General features: G+C 72.4%; 17 protein-coding genes. 1 reads left to right on the forward strand and 16 read right to left on the reverse strand.

Features of this window, described 5'->3' with window-relative positions; translation table 11 throughout:
* Positions 1–2 precede the first annotated feature (2 nt).
* The 15 genes from A3862_RS06275 to A3862_RS06345 form a co-directional block, all read right to left on the reverse strand.
* Positions 3–1562 carry a formate dehydrogenase beta subunit gene (locus A3862_RS06275; RefSeq protein ID WP_043760140.1) on the reverse strand — a complete coding sequence of 520 codons (1560 nt, stop codon included), beginning with the start codon at positions 1560–1562 and terminating at the stop codon, positions 3–5.
* Positions 1559–2032: a formate dehydrogenase subunit gamma gene (locus A3862_RS06280; RefSeq protein ID WP_010684574.1), complete on the reverse strand. Its 474-nt coding sequence runs from the start codon at positions 2030–2032 to the stop codon at positions 1559–1561. The genes A3862_RS06275 and A3862_RS06280 overlap by 4 nt, the downstream gene beginning before the upstream one ends.
* A gap of 460 nt (positions 2033–2492) precedes the next feature.
* Positions 2493–3149 carry a glutathione S-transferase family protein gene (locus A3862_RS06285; protein WP_043349495.1) on the reverse strand — a complete coding sequence of 219 codons (657 nt, stop codon included), beginning with the start codon at positions 3147–3149 and terminating at the stop codon, positions 2493–2495.
* A gap of 97 nt (positions 3150–3246) precedes the next feature.
* Entirely contained in the window at positions 3247–3711 is a 465-nt protein-coding gene (locus A3862_RS06290) for a cytochrome c-type biogenesis protein (protein WP_043388082.1), read from the reverse strand.
* A complete protein-coding gene (locus tag A3862_RS06295; RefSeq protein ID WP_043760138.1) occupies positions 3711–5711 on the reverse strand; it encodes a heme lyase CcmF/NrfE family subunit in 2001 nt (666 codons plus the stop codon). Before A3862_RS06295 ends, A3862_RS06290 begins: the two co-directional genes overlap by 1 nt.
* A 10-nt stretch (positions 5712–5721) precedes the next feature.
* A complete protein-coding gene (gene ccmE, locus A3862_RS06300; RefSeq protein WP_111473444.1) occupies positions 5722–6234 on the reverse strand; it encodes a cytochrome c maturation protein CcmE in 513 nt (170 codons plus the stop codon).
* Between the two features lie 184 nt (positions 6235–6418).
* Complete coding sequence (ccmI, locus tag A3862_RS06305) at positions 6419–7909, reverse strand: c-type cytochrome biogenesis protein CcmI (RefSeq protein ID WP_111473445.1); 1491 nt, start codon at positions 7907–7909, stop codon at positions 6419–6421.
* A 189-nt stretch (positions 7910–8098) separates the two neighbouring features.
* Positions 8099–9517: an ATP-binding protein gene (locus A3862_RS06310; RefSeq protein WP_043349505.1), complete on the reverse strand. Its 1419-nt coding sequence runs from the start codon at positions 9515–9517 to the stop codon at positions 8099–8101.
* 15 nt (positions 9518–9532) lie between these two features.
* Positions 9533–9898, reverse strand: coding sequence for a PrpF domain-containing protein (locus tag A3862_RS06315; protein WP_236961813.1), 366 nt, complete (start codon positions 9896–9898; stop codon positions 9533–9535).
* Positions 9895–10572 (reverse strand): response regulator transcription factor, encoded by a 678-nt coding sequence (locus A3862_RS06320; protein ID WP_012321897.1) that lies wholly within the window; start codon positions 10570–10572, stop codon positions 9895–9897. The genes A3862_RS06315 and A3862_RS06320 overlap by 4 nt, the downstream gene beginning before the upstream one ends.
* Before the next feature lie 35 nt (positions 10573–10607).
* Positions 10608–10979 carry a PepSY domain-containing protein gene (locus tag A3862_RS06325; RefSeq protein ID WP_043354854.1) on the reverse strand — a complete coding sequence of 124 codons (372 nt, stop codon included), beginning with the start codon at positions 10977–10979 and terminating at the stop codon, positions 10608–10610.
* A gap of 197 nt (positions 10980–11176) precedes the next feature.
* On the reverse strand, positions 11177–11398 hold the full coding sequence (locus A3862_RS06330) for a hypothetical protein (protein ID WP_075381255.1): 222 nt from the start codon (positions 11396–11398) through the stop codon (positions 11177–11179).
* Between the two features lies 1 nt (position 11399).
* The gene (locus A3862_RS06335) at positions 11400–11759 is read right to left on the reverse strand and encodes a hypothetical protein (protein ID WP_043387337.1); all 360 of its coding nucleotides are present in this window, start codon (positions 11757–11759) and stop codon (positions 11400–11402) included.
* A 40-nt stretch (positions 11760–11799) separates the two neighbouring features.
* Positions 11800–12321 carry a hypothetical protein gene (locus A3862_RS06340; protein ID WP_111473446.1) on the reverse strand — a complete coding sequence of 174 codons (522 nt, stop codon included), beginning with the start codon at positions 12319–12321 and terminating at the stop codon, positions 11800–11802.
* Positions 12322–12387: 66 nt separating this feature from the next.
* Positions 12388–12897, reverse strand: a complete 510-nt coding sequence (locus A3862_RS06345; protein WP_111473447.1) for a phage tail tip lysozyme — start codon at positions 12895–12897, stop codon at positions 12388–12390.
* A gap of 86 nt (positions 12898–12983) precedes the next feature.
* Here A3862_RS06345 and A3862_RS06350 point away from each other — a divergent pair, with 86 nt between their 5' ends.
* Positions 12984–13544: a GDSL-type esterase/lipase family protein gene (locus A3862_RS06350; protein ID WP_236961821.1), complete on the forward strand. Its 561-nt coding sequence runs from the start codon at positions 12984–12986 to the stop codon at positions 13542–13544.
* Between the two features lie 39 nt (positions 13545–13583).
* Here the strand turns inward: A3862_RS06350 and A3862_RS06355 are convergent, their stop codons facing one another.
* Positions 13584–14834: a DUF2793 domain-containing protein gene (locus tag A3862_RS06355; protein WP_111473448.1), complete on the reverse strand. Its 1251-nt coding sequence runs from the start codon at positions 14832–14834 to the stop codon at positions 13584–13586.
* Positions 14835–14849: the final 15 nt, after the last annotated feature.

A 14849-nucleotide genomic window follows, 5' to 3' on the forward strand; every position in this document is an offset into this window, starting at 1 on the left:
CCTTACTCGGCCGCGGCCGGCAGATCGCCGGCGCGCCTGAAATCCTCGGGGAAATGGGTGATCGCGCTCATGACGGGCATCGGGGTGAGCCCGCCCATGGCGCAGAGCGACCCGTCGGTCATGACCTCGCAGAGGTCCTCGACCAGCTTGAGATTCGCATCCGGCCGGATGCCGGCGATGACCTTGTCCATGGTCTCGACGCCGCGGGTGGCGCCGATGCGGCAGGGGGTGCACTTGCCGCAGGACTCGGTGGCGCAGAACTCGAAGGCGAAGCGGGCCTGGGCGGCCATGTCGACGGTGTCGTCGAACACCACGATGCCGCCGTGGCCGACGAGGCCCTTCTTGGCCGCCATCGCCTCGTAGTCGAGGGGCGTGTCGAGGAGATGGTCGGGGAAGTAGGCCCCGAGCGGCCCGCCGACCTGCACGGCCCGGACCGGCCGACCCGAACGGGTGCCGCCGCCGAAATCCTCGATCACCTGCCGGAGGGTGATGCCGAAGGCCATCTCGATCAGGCCGCCGTGCTTGATGTTGCCGGCGAGCTGGATCGGCAGGGTGCCGAGCGAGCGGCCCATGCCGTAATCGGCGTAGGCCTTGGCGCCGTTCTCCAGGATCCACGGCACGGCCGTGAAGGTCATGACGTTGTTGACCAGCGTCGGCTTGCCGAGGAAGCCCTTCAGCGCCGGGATCGGCGGCTTGGCGCGGACGATGCCGCGCTTGCCCTCGAGGCTCTCCAGCAGCGAGGTCTCCTCACCGCAGATATAAGCGCCGGCGCCGAGGCGCACTTCCAGGTGGAAGGTCTTGCCCGAGCCCAGGATATTCTCGCCGAGCACGCCGGCGGTCACGCCGTTGGCGATGGCCTCCTTGAGGGTGGCAAACGCCTGCGGGTACTCGGAGCGCAGGTAGATGTAACCGCGGGTGGCACCGGTCGCGACGGCCGCGATGGTCATGCCCTCGATGAGGTTGAAGGGGTCGCCCTCCATCATCATCCGGTCGGCGAAGGTGCCCGAATCGCCCTCGTCGGCGTTGCAGACCACATACTTCTGGTCCGCCTTGGCGAGCATCACGGTGTTCCACTTGATGCCGGCCGGGAAACCGGCACCACCCCGGCCGCGCAGGCCGGAATCGCGCACCGCCGCGACGATGCCCTCGGCATCGAGCTTCAGCGCGGCCTCGAGGCCGCGATAGCCGCCATGGGCCCGGTAATCGTCCACGGAGACCGGATCGATCACGCCGCAGCGGTGGAAGGTCAGCCGCTGCTGCCGGGCGAGGTAGGGGATTTTTTCAGGATCACCGAGGCGCAGGGGATGGTCACCGCCGGTGGCGAGGCCGGCATCCAGAAGGGCGTCGATATCCGCCAGCTTGACCGGGCCGTAGGCGACGCGCCCCTCGGGCGTGCCGACCTCGACCATCGGCTCCAGCCAGAACAGGCCGCGGGAACCGGTGCGCACGATGGTGACGTCGAGACCGCGGCGCTCGGCGCCGGCGAACAGCGCGCGGGCGACCTTGTTGGCGCCGAGGCCGAGGGCGACGGCATCGCGGGGAATGTAGAGGGTCACGCTCACTGGCGCACCTCCGTCAGTGCAGCTTCGAGGGCGTCGGCGGTCAGGTGCGCGACGGGCTCACCGTCCACCAGCGCGGCGGGACCGTTGGCGCAGAGGCCGAGGCAGTAGACCGGCTCCACCGTGGCGCTGCCGTCGGCGGTGGTCTCGTGCCAGCCGCAGCCGAGGCGGCCGAGGATCTCGCGATGGAGCTTGTCGGAGCCCATGGCCTGGCAGGCCTCGGCCCGGCACAGCTTCACCTCGTGGCGGCCGGCGGGGTGGGCGCGGAAATCGTGGTAGAAGGTGATGCAGCCGTGCACCTCGGCGCGCGACAGGTTCAGCGCGTCCGCGATCAGCGGCACGGCGCCGGAATCCACGTAGCCGAACGTCTCCTGCAGCGCGTGCAGGATCGGCAGCGTGGCCCCTTCGAGATGGGTGTGTTCGGCGATGATCCCGGATGCGCGCTCCGCGCTCCAGGGCTCGTGACGCGCCATGGTTTCCAGCCCAGTCTGTTCCTGTTCTAATGCGAAGAGGAACAGAAATGCCGGTTGGCTTCAATCGCGCAGTCCGGTCGCTCGACAAAGGACGTTTGTCGAGCTGTAACCCGGCCGACCGCGCCTCGGCCAATTCCGGCTAATTCTTTGTCAGAAATTAATTTTTTGAATCGGAGCGGTGACGGACCACATCTGCGTGCGGCGCAACATGAATTTGTGCCCTGCAATAAATTGCATCCACACGGTGAATCTGCTCGATCGTCCGCCTCTGCCTTTCCGAGCGGCGCGAGCCATGCACCTCCGCGACGCTGGCTCGTGTCCCGTCACCCTGGATCGTAGGGTGCGTAGGTCGCCTTCGTCCGGCGGCGACAGGGAGCGACCGAGGGAGGGCATCCGGGTTGCCTGCGCGCCCCGCTTGCAGGGACGACCTGCGCAGGCCGGAGGCCAAGCAGGCGGCTCGTCAGAACTCCATCTCCAGTTCCTCGATCTCGTCCGGCTCGTCGGCAGCGGCTTCCGCCCATTCCACCATCAGCGGCCAGTGCAGGATCGTGTCGCGGTAGGCGGCGGCGCGGGGCGGCAGGGCGACGTCGTAGGTGCGGAAGCGGGTGCAGACCGGGGCATACATGGCGTCCGCCAGGCACGGTCGCGCTCCGAACAGGTACGGCCCGTCGTAGCGGTCCAGGCAATCGTCGAAGATCGTCACGATACGCTCGATGTCGGCCTTCGCGCCGTTGAACACCCGGAAGTCAGGGTGGAAGGCACGCAGGTTCATCGGCAGGGCCGAGCGGAGATTGACGAAGCCGGAATGCATCTCGCCGGAGATGGACCGGCAATGGGCGCGCTCCGCCGCGTTGCCGGGAAGGAAACCGGCCGCGGGAAAAGTCTCGGCCAGATATTCGGCGATGGCCAGGGTGTCCCAGACGACCACGTCGCCGTGGCGCAGGCGCGGCACCAGGAACGACGGCGACAGGTGCAGCAGCTCCGCCCGGCTGGTGGCATCCGTGCCGGACAGGACCTCGGTCTGGAAGTCGAGACCGGCCATCCGGCAGATCAGCCAGCCCCGCAGCGACCACGAGGAATAATTGCGGCTCGAGATGGTGAGCGTAGCGGCCGTCATCGTCCTGCCCCGGGGCGCGTCGCCGATCATGCGGTCTGCGAAGCCCGATCCAAGACTCGTGCCGAATGGGGCGGGCGAATCGCTACCGCCCCCAATTCTAATCGCGTCGCAGCAGCGCCGCGACCTCCGCCTGCTCGGCGGCCGACAGAGTCCGGACCGGTGCGGGCGGCCGGCGGCGGGCGAGGCGCCACAGGCCGAAGCCGCCCAGCAGCACCGCCAGAACCGGGGTCAGCCAGAGCAGCAGGGTGTGCAGCGCGAAGACCGGGCGCAGCAGCACGAACTCGCCGTAGCGCGCCACGACGTAGTCGAGCACCGCCTTGTCGCTGTCCCCCTTCTGCAGCCGCTCGCGCACGATCAGGCGCAGGTCCTTGGCGAGCGGCGCGTCGGAATCGTCGATCGACTGGTTCTGGCAGACGAGACAGCGCAGCTCGGCCGAGATCTCCCGGGCGCGGTGCTCCAGGGTGGGATCCTTCAGCACCTCGTCGGGCTGGACCGCGTGGGCGGGAAGCGACGCCAGCAGGGCCAGCGCCGCCAGGGCCGGTCGGAGGGAGCGGCGCGCCATCATTCGGCCGGCACCGCAACGGGGAGCGGCCGCGCCTTCGCCTTGGCGGGGACGCCCACGCGCATCCGCCGGTCCGTCAGAGACAGGCCGCCGCCGACCGCCATCACCACCGCCCCGAGCCAGATCAGCAGGACCAGCGGCTTGTAGTAGAGGCGCAGGCCGACGCCACCGTCCTGGCCGATCTCGCCGAGGCTCGCATAGACCTGGCTGGCGCCGATCGTCAGCAGCCCGGACTCCGTCACCGCCATCTTGCGGCTCGGGTAGAAGCGCTTGCCGGTCTCGACCTGGCCCACCTCGTCGCCGGCGCGGGTGCGGATCGTCAGGTAGGCGGCGGCCTCCTCGTAGTTCGGTCCCTTGCGCGGCGCGACCCGGTCCAGGGTGGCCGTGTAGGGCCCCGTCGCAAGGGTCTGGCCGGGCTTGAGGGTCGCCAAGCCCTCGGTGGCCCAGCCCTGTGCGGCGATGCCCAGCACCACCACGCCGACCCCGGCATGGGCGATGGCGGTGCCCCAGGCCGAGCGCGGCAGGCCGACGGCGCGGCGCCCGATCTGGCCGAGCGAGCGGGCCCGGCTCGCCCCGTAGCCCCGGGCGCGGGTGACGATCTCCAGAACGGAGCCGATCAGCAGATAGGCGCCGAGGCCGATCCCCACCGGTGCCAGGACCGGGCCGCCCCAGGTGAGGGCCAGGACCACGAAGCCGACGACCAGGGCCACCGCCAGCGCGGCGAAGAGGCGCTGGGCGGCGGCGAGCACGTCGCCGCGCTTCCAGGCCAGTGCCTGCCCCACGGGCACGATCAGCAGCAGCGGGATCGCGAGCGGCACGAAGGTGGAATTGAAGAAGGGCGGCCCGACCGTGATCTTCTCGCCGGTCAGCATCTCCAGCACCAGCGGGTAGAGGGTGCCGACCAGCACGGTGGCGCAGGCCGCCACCAGGAAGAGGTTGTTGAGGACGAGCGAGCCCTCGCGGGAGATCGGCGCGAACAGACCGCCCTGCCGGAGCAGCGGCGCGCGCCACGCGAACAGCGTCAGCGAGCCGCCGATGAACAGCACCAGGATCGCCAGGATGAAGACGCCGCGGGTCGGGTCGGTGGCGAAGGAATGCACCGAGGTGATGACCCCGGAGCGGACCAGGAAGGTGCCGATCAGCGAGAGCGAGAAGGTCAGGATGGCGAGCAGCACCGTCCAGACCTTCAGGGCGTCGCGCTTCTCCATCACCACCGTGGAGTGGAGCAGCGCCGTGCCGGCGATCCACGGCATCAGCGAGGCGTTCTCGACCGGATCCCAGAACCACCAGCCGCCCCAGCCGAGTTCGTAATAGGCCCAATAGGAGCCCATCGCGATTCCGAGGGTCAGGAAGCACCACGCGGTCAGCGTCCAGGGCCGCACCGCCCGCGCCCAGACGGCGTCGATCCGCCCGTCGATCAGCGCGGCCACCGCGAAGGCGAAGCTGATCGAGAAGCCGACATAGCCGACATAGAGGAGCGGCGGATGGATCGCGAGGCCGGGATCCTGCAGCAGCGGGTTGAGGTCGTTGCCCTCGAGCGGCGCCGGGATCACGCGGGTGAACGGGTTCGAGGTCGTGATGATGAACAGCACGAACACGAAGGTGATCAGCCCCTGCACGCCCAGGGTGTTGGCCCGCAGCCGCGGCGGCACCGCGTTCTTGGCGGCGGCCACGCAGGCGCCGAACAGCGTGAGGATCAGCACCCAGAGGAGCATCGAGCCCTCGTGGTTCCCCCAGACGCCGGAGAGCTTGTAGATCAGCGGCTTCTGCGTGTGCGAATTCTCGACGACGTTCTGGACCGAGAAATCGGAGGTGACGTGCGCCCAGGTGAGCGCCGCGAATGCGAACAGCACGCAGGCGAAGGCGCCGAGCGCCGCCTGCGAAGCGGTCTGGCGCAGGGCCGGATCGCCCGAACGTGCCGCCCAGATCGGCATCACCATTTGGACGAGGGAGATCGCCAGCGCGAGCGCGAGGGCGAAGTGACCGGTCTCGACGATCATGCGGGTTCCCTCACCGCTCGCTGCGGGGGCCGAGGGTGCTGTCCGCCGCCGCCGTAGCGGGTTTCGGCGCCGGGGCCGCCTTGTTCGGCCCCCCCTCCTGCCAGCGCCCCTGCGCCTTCAGCGCGTCGGCCACCTCGCGGGGCATGTAGGATTCGTCGTGCTTGGCGAGCACCGTGTCGGCGCGGAACTCGCCGCCGGGCTCCAGGACCCCCTCGGCGACCACGCCCTGCCCTTCCCGGAACAGGTCTGGCAGCAGCCCCTTGTAGTGGACCGCGACGGTGGCGTTCGTGTCGGTGACGGCGAAATCGACCGTCTGGTCCGGGCCGCGCCTGAGCGAGCCGTCCTTCACCAGACCGCCGAGCCGCAGGCGCGTACCCGGGGCGATGGCCTGCTGGACGATGTCGGTGGGCGAGCGGAAGAACACGATCGAGCCGCTCATGGCGTACAGGATCAGCCCCACGGCGAGCGCCAGCACGCTGCCGCAGGCGGCGATCAGGATCAGGCGGCGTTTCTTACGCGTCACGATACTTCCACCCCGCGGTCCGGCGCGCGGAGACCCGCCCCGACCGGAACCGTTCTCATTCTAGTCTTGAGGGTGTCGGCTCCAGGCGCCCGCGGGTCAAGGGCGGGCATCAGGACCGATTGTCGTACGGGCCCCGTCCCGCGCAGGCGGCCTCACGATTTCGCCGTGTCGCGGATCGAGCTTGTCAGGGATTCGGCTTGGCGGCGAGGTCCAGCTCCCGGGCGAGTCCGTCGAGCCGCGCCACCGCGTCGCTATTGGCGGCCAGCGCCATCCGGGCGCGGTCGAGGGCCTTCACGGCCTGGTCGCGCTCGCCCAGCGCGCTGTAGGAGCGCACGAGGCGCATCCACTCGTCCGGCGTGCCGCCCCGTGCGGCGAGGCGCCGGTCGAGCCCCTCGACCATGCTGCGAATCGCCGCCTGCTGCTCCGCCTGCGGCATGGCGCGCACCGCCGCCATCGCGGCCTCCTTCTCGGCCTGCGCGGTCGGGCCGGCCTCACCCGACCCGGCGGGCCCGGGCGCCGCGCCCTCCGCGCCGAGTCCCACGGCGCGGGCGCCCTGCTCCACCTGGGCGAGCCCCTGCGGGTCACCCGCGAGGGCGGTCCGGGCCCGGGCCAGGGCGGCGGCCGCCTGATCGGGCTCGCCGAGGACCACCCGGGACCGGACGAGCCTCAGCCATTCGTCGGAGGTGCCGCCGCCGGCCTTGAGACGGGCATCGAGACCGTCGACCATGCCGCGGATCGCCGCCTGCTGCTCGGCCGGGATCTTCGGGGCGGCCTGGGGCGTCGTCGGGGGCGGCGGCGGCTCGCCCTTGAGGCGGGCGAGGCTCTGCTTGACGATTCCGAGCCAGGGGGCGGTCGGCGGGCTGCTGGCCTCGAGTTCGGTGAGCTGGCGGATTGCCTCACCGGTATCGCCGGCCTGCTCGGCCGCCCGGGCCAGATAGAAGCGCGGCTTCGGGGCGTTCGGCTCCTTGGCCTGGGCCTTCTCGAACAGGGCCTTGGCCTCGGGCGAGACGGTGCCGTCGCCGGCCGCCGTGAGGGCCTCGGCCTGATCGGCGAGGGTGTCGGCGGTCTCGCCCTTCAGGCGCGCGATGTTGGCGTAGGCGCGGGCGGCATCGTCGAAGCGGCCGGTGCGCATGTAGACCGGGGCGAGCACCGCCCAGCCGCGGGCGTCGTTCGGGTCCCGGGCGAGGCGCGCCTCGATCTGCCCCACAGCCTTCATGAGTTCGTCGGCCCCGCCGCGGGTGGCCTGCCGGTCGGCTTCCGTCTGGGCGGGCAGTTCGGGCGAGCCGTAGAGGCCGTAGGCGATCAGCGCCACGAGGGGAATGGTGGAGAGCGCGAAGGCCGAGGCGGCCCGCCGCCGGCGCAGGCGCGGCTCGGCCGGGCGCGCGGCCTCGACGAGGCCGGCATCCTCGGCCTCGCGCTGCGCCTCGCGGCTTGCCCGGAGCAGGCGGCGGGCCGCCTCGGCCTTGGCGGTCTCGGCCTCGTCCGGAGCGATCAGGCCGCGTTCGAAGTCGCGGTCGATCTCGGCGATCTGATCCTCGTAGAAGGCGGTCTCGGTGGCGAGCCCGCTCCCGCCCGCCTCGCCGGTCGGCACGGCGGCGCGCCGCGACATCGGCCAGAGCAGGCCGAGAACGGTCGCCGCGGTCATGGCCGCCAGAATGAACCAGATCGCCGTCATGGACCTTTCCGCCAACGAGCCGGACCGGCCCGCCCCTCCCCACGCCCTGTGGAGCCGGCAGCGTGATGCCACGACGCCTCCCGACGGCGGCACGGTGTCACGCAACTCTCCCACGATGACAAGGGCCTGGGCTGGGCCATGAGGCCGCGTCGACCTCACACCGACCCCTCGCGGAACTCGCGGACGGCCTCAGTGGGTCGCGGTGCCGACGGGCAGGTCGCCCGGCACCTCCAGCACCGCCCGCAGGCCGCCGAGCGCTCCCTCCTCCAGGGTGAACCGCCCCCGGTACAGGGCGGCGAGGTCGGCCACGATCGACAGGCCGAGGCCGGATCCGGGCTTCGATTCGTCGAGGCGCCGCCCCCGGCCGAGCACGGCCTGGCGGGCCTCCGGCGGCAGGCCGGGGCCGTCATCCTCGATGGCGACGACGAGGTGGGGATAATCGTCCTTGTCGACCGCCTCGGCCCGGATCGCCACCCGGCCGTGGGCCCATTTCGACGCGTTGTCGACGAGGTTGCCGACCATCTCCTCGAAGTCCTGGCGCTCGCCGCGGAAGCGCAGGCCGGGAGGCACGTGGACGTCGTAGGCGATATCCTTGTCCCGGTAGATCTTCCCGAAGGTGCGCACGAGGCCGGCCAGCGCCGGCTCCACCTCGGTCGAGGTGCCGAGCGTGCCGGCGAGCGCCGCGGCCCGCGCCCGGTCCAGATGGTAATTGACCTGATCGCGCATCACCGCGGCCTGCTCGCGGATCTTGTGCGTCAGCTCCTCGGGGGCATCGGAGGCGCCGACCTCGTTGACGATGATCGAGAGCGGCGTCTTCAGGGCGTGGGCGAGGTTGCCGACCTGGGTGCGGGCGCGCTCCAGGATCTCCCGGTTGGTCTCGATCAGAAGGTTCACCTCGCCGGTGAGCGGCGCGATGTCGCGGGGATAGGTGCCGGTGATGCGGTCGGCCTCGCCCCGGCGCACGGCGCCCAGCGCCGCACGCATCTTCTTGAGCGGCGCGAGGCCGAACCGGATCTGCAGCAGGGTTGTGATCGCCAGGGACAGGCCCAGCAGGCCGAAGGTGATGGTCAGCGAATTGCGGAACCGGTCGACGTCGTTGACGATCTCGTCGGCGGGCCCCGCGACCCGGACCGTGTAGCGGCCCTCCTCGCCGAGATCGACGTCGCGCTCCATGATGCGCAGGAGGCGCCCGTCCTGCCCCTTGCCGTAGCCCTGGCGGATCTGGCCGACGCCGGCCTTGCCGTCCGAATCGGTGGCCGCCGGCAGCGGCACGCCGACCAGCGAGCGGGAGGTGCGCACGTCCCGCGGCTTCGCGTCGGGCTTGCCGACCTGCCAGTACCAGCCGGACAGGGGCAGGTCGAAGCGCGGATCGCCCAGCGAGAAGGTCCGGCTCTCGGGATCGTTGGGCGAGACGAGATCGGTGGCGAGGTTGTTGGCGAAGACGAGGAGCCGGCTGTCGAAGGAGCGCTCGGTGTTCTCGCGGTAGAGGGTCGTGAGGATCCAGGCCGCGATCAGCAGAATCGCGGAGCTCGACAGGAACGCCGACACGGCGAGCCGCACCGCGATGGAGCGGCGGCGCAGGGAGAAGAGGCCGATGAGGTCGATCATGGATGCGTCGGTCGCTCAGACGGGCGGCGGCGCATCGTCGAACACGGCGCCCCGCATCAGCGGGCGCGCCGTGCGGACGAACGCGCCGCGCGCGACCCGCCAGCCGTCGCCAACCACGACCTGCAAGAAGGTGTCGTCGATGTCGGCATCCGGCCGCGCGGAGCGCTCCACCACATAGGTCTTCGACACCGACGAGACGCCCCCGCCCATGCCGTTGAGCTGCCGCCCGAACGGGTCGGGACTGTCCATGGTGGAGAGGAAGACCGGCTCCCGGGCGGCGACATCTCCCGGTACGTCCCGGCGGTGCAGCATCAGCGCCTTGCTGGTGCCACCGCGCATGAAGACGGCCGGCAGCGTGCCGGAACGTGCGGCCGCGCTCACATCCGCGCCGGCGGCTGGTTGGGATCCACGAGATAGCCGAGGCCGCGCACGGTCTGGATCAGGTCCACCGCGAGCTTCTTGCGCAGGCGGCCCACGAACACCTCGATCGTGTTCGAGTCACGGTCGAAATCCTGATCGTAGAGGTGCTCGGTGAGTTCGGCCCGGGACACGACCCGGCCGGTATGGTGCATCAGGTAGGAGAGCAGCCGGTACTCGTGGCTCGTCAGCTTCACCTGGGCGCCGTCGACGAAGACCTTGCCGGAGCGTGTGTCGAGGGTGACCGGCCCGCAGGCGATCTGGCTGGTGGCGTGTCCGGCGGCGCGGCGCAGCAGCGCCCGGACGCGGGCCATCAGCTCCTCCATGTGGAAGGGCTTGGTGACGTAGTCGTCGGCACCGGCATCAAAACCGTCGACCTTGTCGGACCAGCGGTCCCGGGCGGTGAGGATGATCACCGGCGTCTTCACGCCGGCCCGGCGCCACTTCTGGAGCACCGTGACGCCGTCGGCTTTGGGCAGGCCCATGTCGAGGATGATGGCGTCATAGGGCTCGCTCTCGCCGAGATAGCCGCCCTCCTCGCCGTCATAGGCCTTGTCGGCCACGTAGCCGGCCTCCTCCAGCGCGGCCACGACCTGCCGGTTGATGTCCTTGTCATCCTCGACGACGAGCAGTCGCACGGCTTACTCCCCTCCGACACGGTTGCGGCGCCCGCTCAATACTGTCCCGCCACGGTGCCGGTGCGCGCATCCACGATCACGTGCACGAAATGCCCGTCCCGGCGCAAGGCGGTGAGCATATAGACGAGGCCGCCCTCGTGACGGCAGAGGCTCGCCCGCTGGATCTCGGCCCGGGGGATCACCGTGCGGGCCGCGCGGATCGCCGCCACGGGCGGGATCACCCGCCGCTCGCCGACCTCCTCGCGCAGGTCGGCGGGGGACAGGCAGCTCTCGATGCGCAGCGGCGCCTGGCTGGAGACGGCGCCCGTCTGGGGGGCCGGCCCGTCATCCGCCATGGAGCCGAACCCGCCCGCGGCGAGGGCCGCGGCGGTCAGGCTGATGGCGACGAGGGCGATGGCGTAGCGCATTGGCGAACGATGTGCGCCCAGGGCACTGAATGCGTCCTGAATACGTAGCCGTGCGTCAACCCCGGCGGTTGTCGGCGTCGGTCCGGACATTCCCTTCGCGGTTGATCTGGCGGCGGACGGCATCGTGCCGACATGACGGCCGAGGCGGCGCCCGGTTCCACGCCGCGGGCCGCTTCGCACAGGCGCGTCGACCGCCGTCATGGCGACGGAGCGGGGGCGGGCCCGCAGGCCAGGGCGGCGCGGGCCGGCGGGTTGACCCCGCCGGGTCCCGCCGGCGCGGCCAGCGCGCCGCCGCCGGACCCGAGCGTCCAGGCGCGCCGGCCGACCGCGCCGCCCTCGTGGACGGCGACCGTCACCGCCGTAGCGGCGGCCAGGGCGAGCCAGGCCCGGTCGAGAACCCTGTCCCAGCGCAGACGCATCTCACGCTCCCGTCAGCAGCTTCCAGAGGGCCCGCAGGGCCGGGACATGCGCGGCGAGCCACGCGACCTGATCGGAGAACCAGTGCGCGGCCGCCGCCGCGGCGACGAAGGCGAACACCGTCGCGTGCTTCAGCCGCCGCAGGTAGCGGCGCAGCGCCCGGCGCTCGACATGCGCGTCGACCAGCTCGTCGAGGGCGGCGAGCCGCGGCTCGGTCTGACGCGCAAACCACGCGTGCCAGAAGGGCGGGAAGCGGATCGTCCGGGGCCGGCCGCCCAGCGCGACGCCGGGACCGGCCCCGTCCTCGGGGGGCTCGACCGCCCGTCCCGAGGCCCTGCGGGTCGTGGTGCGGGCGGTGTTCATGGCGTCGATCCCTGTTCCACGGGCTCCCGGGGCGTCGGCCTCAGCCGCGGCGCTTGTCCGGCTCGCGCAGTTGGGTCAGCGCCGGGGCGAGGACGTTGGCGGCGCTCGCCTGCGGATCGAGGGGCAGCGCCCGGAAGATCCGCGCGGCGACGCCCTCGGGCCCGCCCGCCTTCCGGACGACGTGCGCGGGGGCGGTCGCGAGCACGTGACGGGCGCCGGCGGCCACCACTGCGGCGCCGACATCGACGCCGACGGTCCGGCCCCGGGCGGCCCCGGCCACGGCATTCTGCCCGAACTCGGCCCCGGCGCGGATCGCGGCCTCGATCCGATCGCGGGTGAGCACCGAGGCGGCCCAGGGCGCGACCCGGGCGATGCCGGCGGTGACGGCGGCGGCGGCGAGGGGCACGAGGGCGGCGGTCACCGGCTGGAGCAGGCCGACCAGCCAGTCGCCCCACGGGATCGCCAGGTCGGTGGCGGAACGGGCGGCGGCCGGCTCGGCGAGCGCGGCAAGCGACAGGCTCGTGCAGGCGAGGGCGAGGCCCGCCCGGATACGGTGCATCATCGTCGATCTCCGTGGCTATGCGCGCGGCGGACCCGGCCGGCTCGGGATCGGGTGCGACGGGGCCGGTCAGGCCCGTCCGGGCCGCCGGGCCGGTGCCGGAGCGGCGGGGCCGTCGCGAAGGGCGGCGAGCGCCCGGCGGGCCCAGGCGAGGCGGCGCGCGGGGGCGACGACGCCCGGCCGCTCGTAGCGCCGCCAGACCGTCTCGGTGGCGGCCGCGAGGGTCGTCGTGGTTCGCAGGGCGGCGAGGGCCGGCGCCTCGGTGGTGCGCAGCTCGGCGCAGAGATAGCCGTAGCTTGCTTCGGGATCGGCGGGATCAAGGCCGCGCGCCCGGCACCAGGCCTCCAGGGCGACGCGCCGGGGGCCGGTCCACTGGGCGAGCCCCCATCCGCCGCGGGAGCCGGGCACCGCAGGGGCGATCTCCTGGAGGTGGCGGAACCCGCCGGTCTCGTGGCCGAGATTGCCCAGGAGCCCGGCGGCCTGGACGTCACTCAGGCCGAGATCGCGCATCAGCCGCGGCCCGAGGCGGCGGCATGCGGCGGCGAAGGAATCCAGCGCATTCGGGAGGGGGCTCGACATGGGCGTGCTCCGGACGGTGGCGTGCCCGACCCCGCCGGGCTAAGGCGGCGCCGCCCGATCCCGGGCTCGGCGCCGATGGGGGACGTGTGGGACGCGGACAGGACCGGCCGCTCGTGTTCATCGGCGATTCGATCACCGCCGCCTGGGGCGTCGTGCGGGCCGAGACCTTCGCGCGACACGGCTTCGTGGCCCGGGGGGTGCCGGGCGAGACGAGCGCGCAGATCCGGGCGCGCTTCCTCCGGGACACCGCGGATGCGCGCGGCGTCCACCTGCTCTGCGGGATCAACGACATCGCGGAGATCGGCGGCCCGGTCCCGGACCGGGCGATCGCCCAGAACATCATCGCCATGGGGCGGATGGCCTTCGCGGCCGGTCTGCCGCTCACCATCGGCACCGTGATGCCGAGCGACTTCTGGGGCTGGCGCCCCGAGTTGCGCCCGGTGGCGCGGATCCGCACCCTGAACGGATGGCTGCGCAGCTATTGCGCGGCGGGCCCCGCCCGCCTCGTCGATTACGGGCCGGCGCTCGCCACGGCGGAGGGGGCGCTCCGGCGGGATCTCACCGACGACGGCATCCACCTCAACGGGGCGGGGTACGCGGCTGTGGAGCCAGTCATGCTGCGGGCCCTCGGCGCAGTCCCGGACTGACAGCGGACGCGGCCGCGACGGACCCGCAGGGTCAGGCGCTCACGCACCCAGCGCGAGCCAGTAGGTCGGCACCGACCCGGCGCCCGCCACCGAACCGGCCGTCGCGCGACGGGTGCGGAGCGTGAAACCGGCGACTGCCACATCGCTGACCTGCGCGGCGTAGAGCGCGGCGCCGGCGACCGGCTGCGCCCAGACCCCGAGGCAGCTCCCCGGGAAGGCGGTGCCGAACGCCACCGCGACGTCCGCGTCGGCGGCGGTGACGAGCCCCCATTGCACGATCAGGCCGCCCGGGAGCCGGACCGACCCAGTCGCGCCGAGCACCTGCGCGCCGGTGGCGAGCGGCGTCCCGTCGGCGCGCTGGTAGTGGTGCACGCGCCAGCAGCCCGCCGCGTCCGAGGCGGCGATGCAGGTGTCGTCGGGGGCCGTGACGAGATCGGCCCGGGTCGGCAGCGCCAGCGCCTCAGGATCGTGGACCAGGGTCGCGGCCCCCGAGAAGCGCACGAACCGCTCCCGGTCGGCCGCGGCGCCGAAGCTCGCGATCCGTGCCGCGCCGGTGACGAGGACCCGCCGCGTGCCCGCACCGCCGAGGTCGGTGGTGGGGGCGGCCGCGAGCGCCGTCTCGGCCGAGGCGAAGTCGATCCCGCCAGTCCGGGCCGAGGCGGTGAGCGCCGTGGCGAAGGCGGACCCGTCGGGCGAGACCTTCAGGCTGAAGTCGTCGCTCCCGAGGGTGCCCAGCATCGCCCGCGCCGCGTAGCCGGTCTCGAAGACCAGAGCGGCGTCGCGGGCGGCGGCCTTGCGGTTGACGAACACCCGCATGTCGCCGCTGCCCGGCGTGGCGTCGTCCCAGGTCAGGAGCGCGGCATCGGCCTTGACGGCGAGGCGGTTGGTGGCGTCCGCCCCCGTGTTGATCCCGAGGCGGCTGACGCTCTGGATCGCCGTCAGCGTCCGGCTCAAGCTCGTCCAGGCCGCGCCGTCGAAGACGTAGAGGTCGGCCTCGTCGATCAGCCAGGCGAGCCAGCCGGCCCGCGGCACCGCGCCGGTCCAGACGCCGTCGCCGTAGCGCACCACCTGTCCGGCGAGCCCCGCCCAGGCGCCCCCGGGCTCGGTGGCGACCACGAGGTAGCGGTCGCCCTCCGCGGGGCTCGGCGGCGGCGCGGTGAGGTCCTTGTCCAGGCAGGCCAGCTGGACGAGGGCGTCGAGAAGGCCGAGCGCTTCGTTGTGGGTGACGTGCTTCTGCGCCTGGCTGGCGGCGATCAGCGGCAGGCCGAGATGGGGCGTGGCGTCGGACATGGGGCAACTCCCGGG

The organism is Methylobacterium sp. XJLW (genome assembly GCF_003254375.1).
Lineage (GTDB): Bacteria > Pseudomonadota > Alphaproteobacteria > Rhizobiales > Beijerinckiaceae > Methylobacterium > Methylobacterium fujisawaense.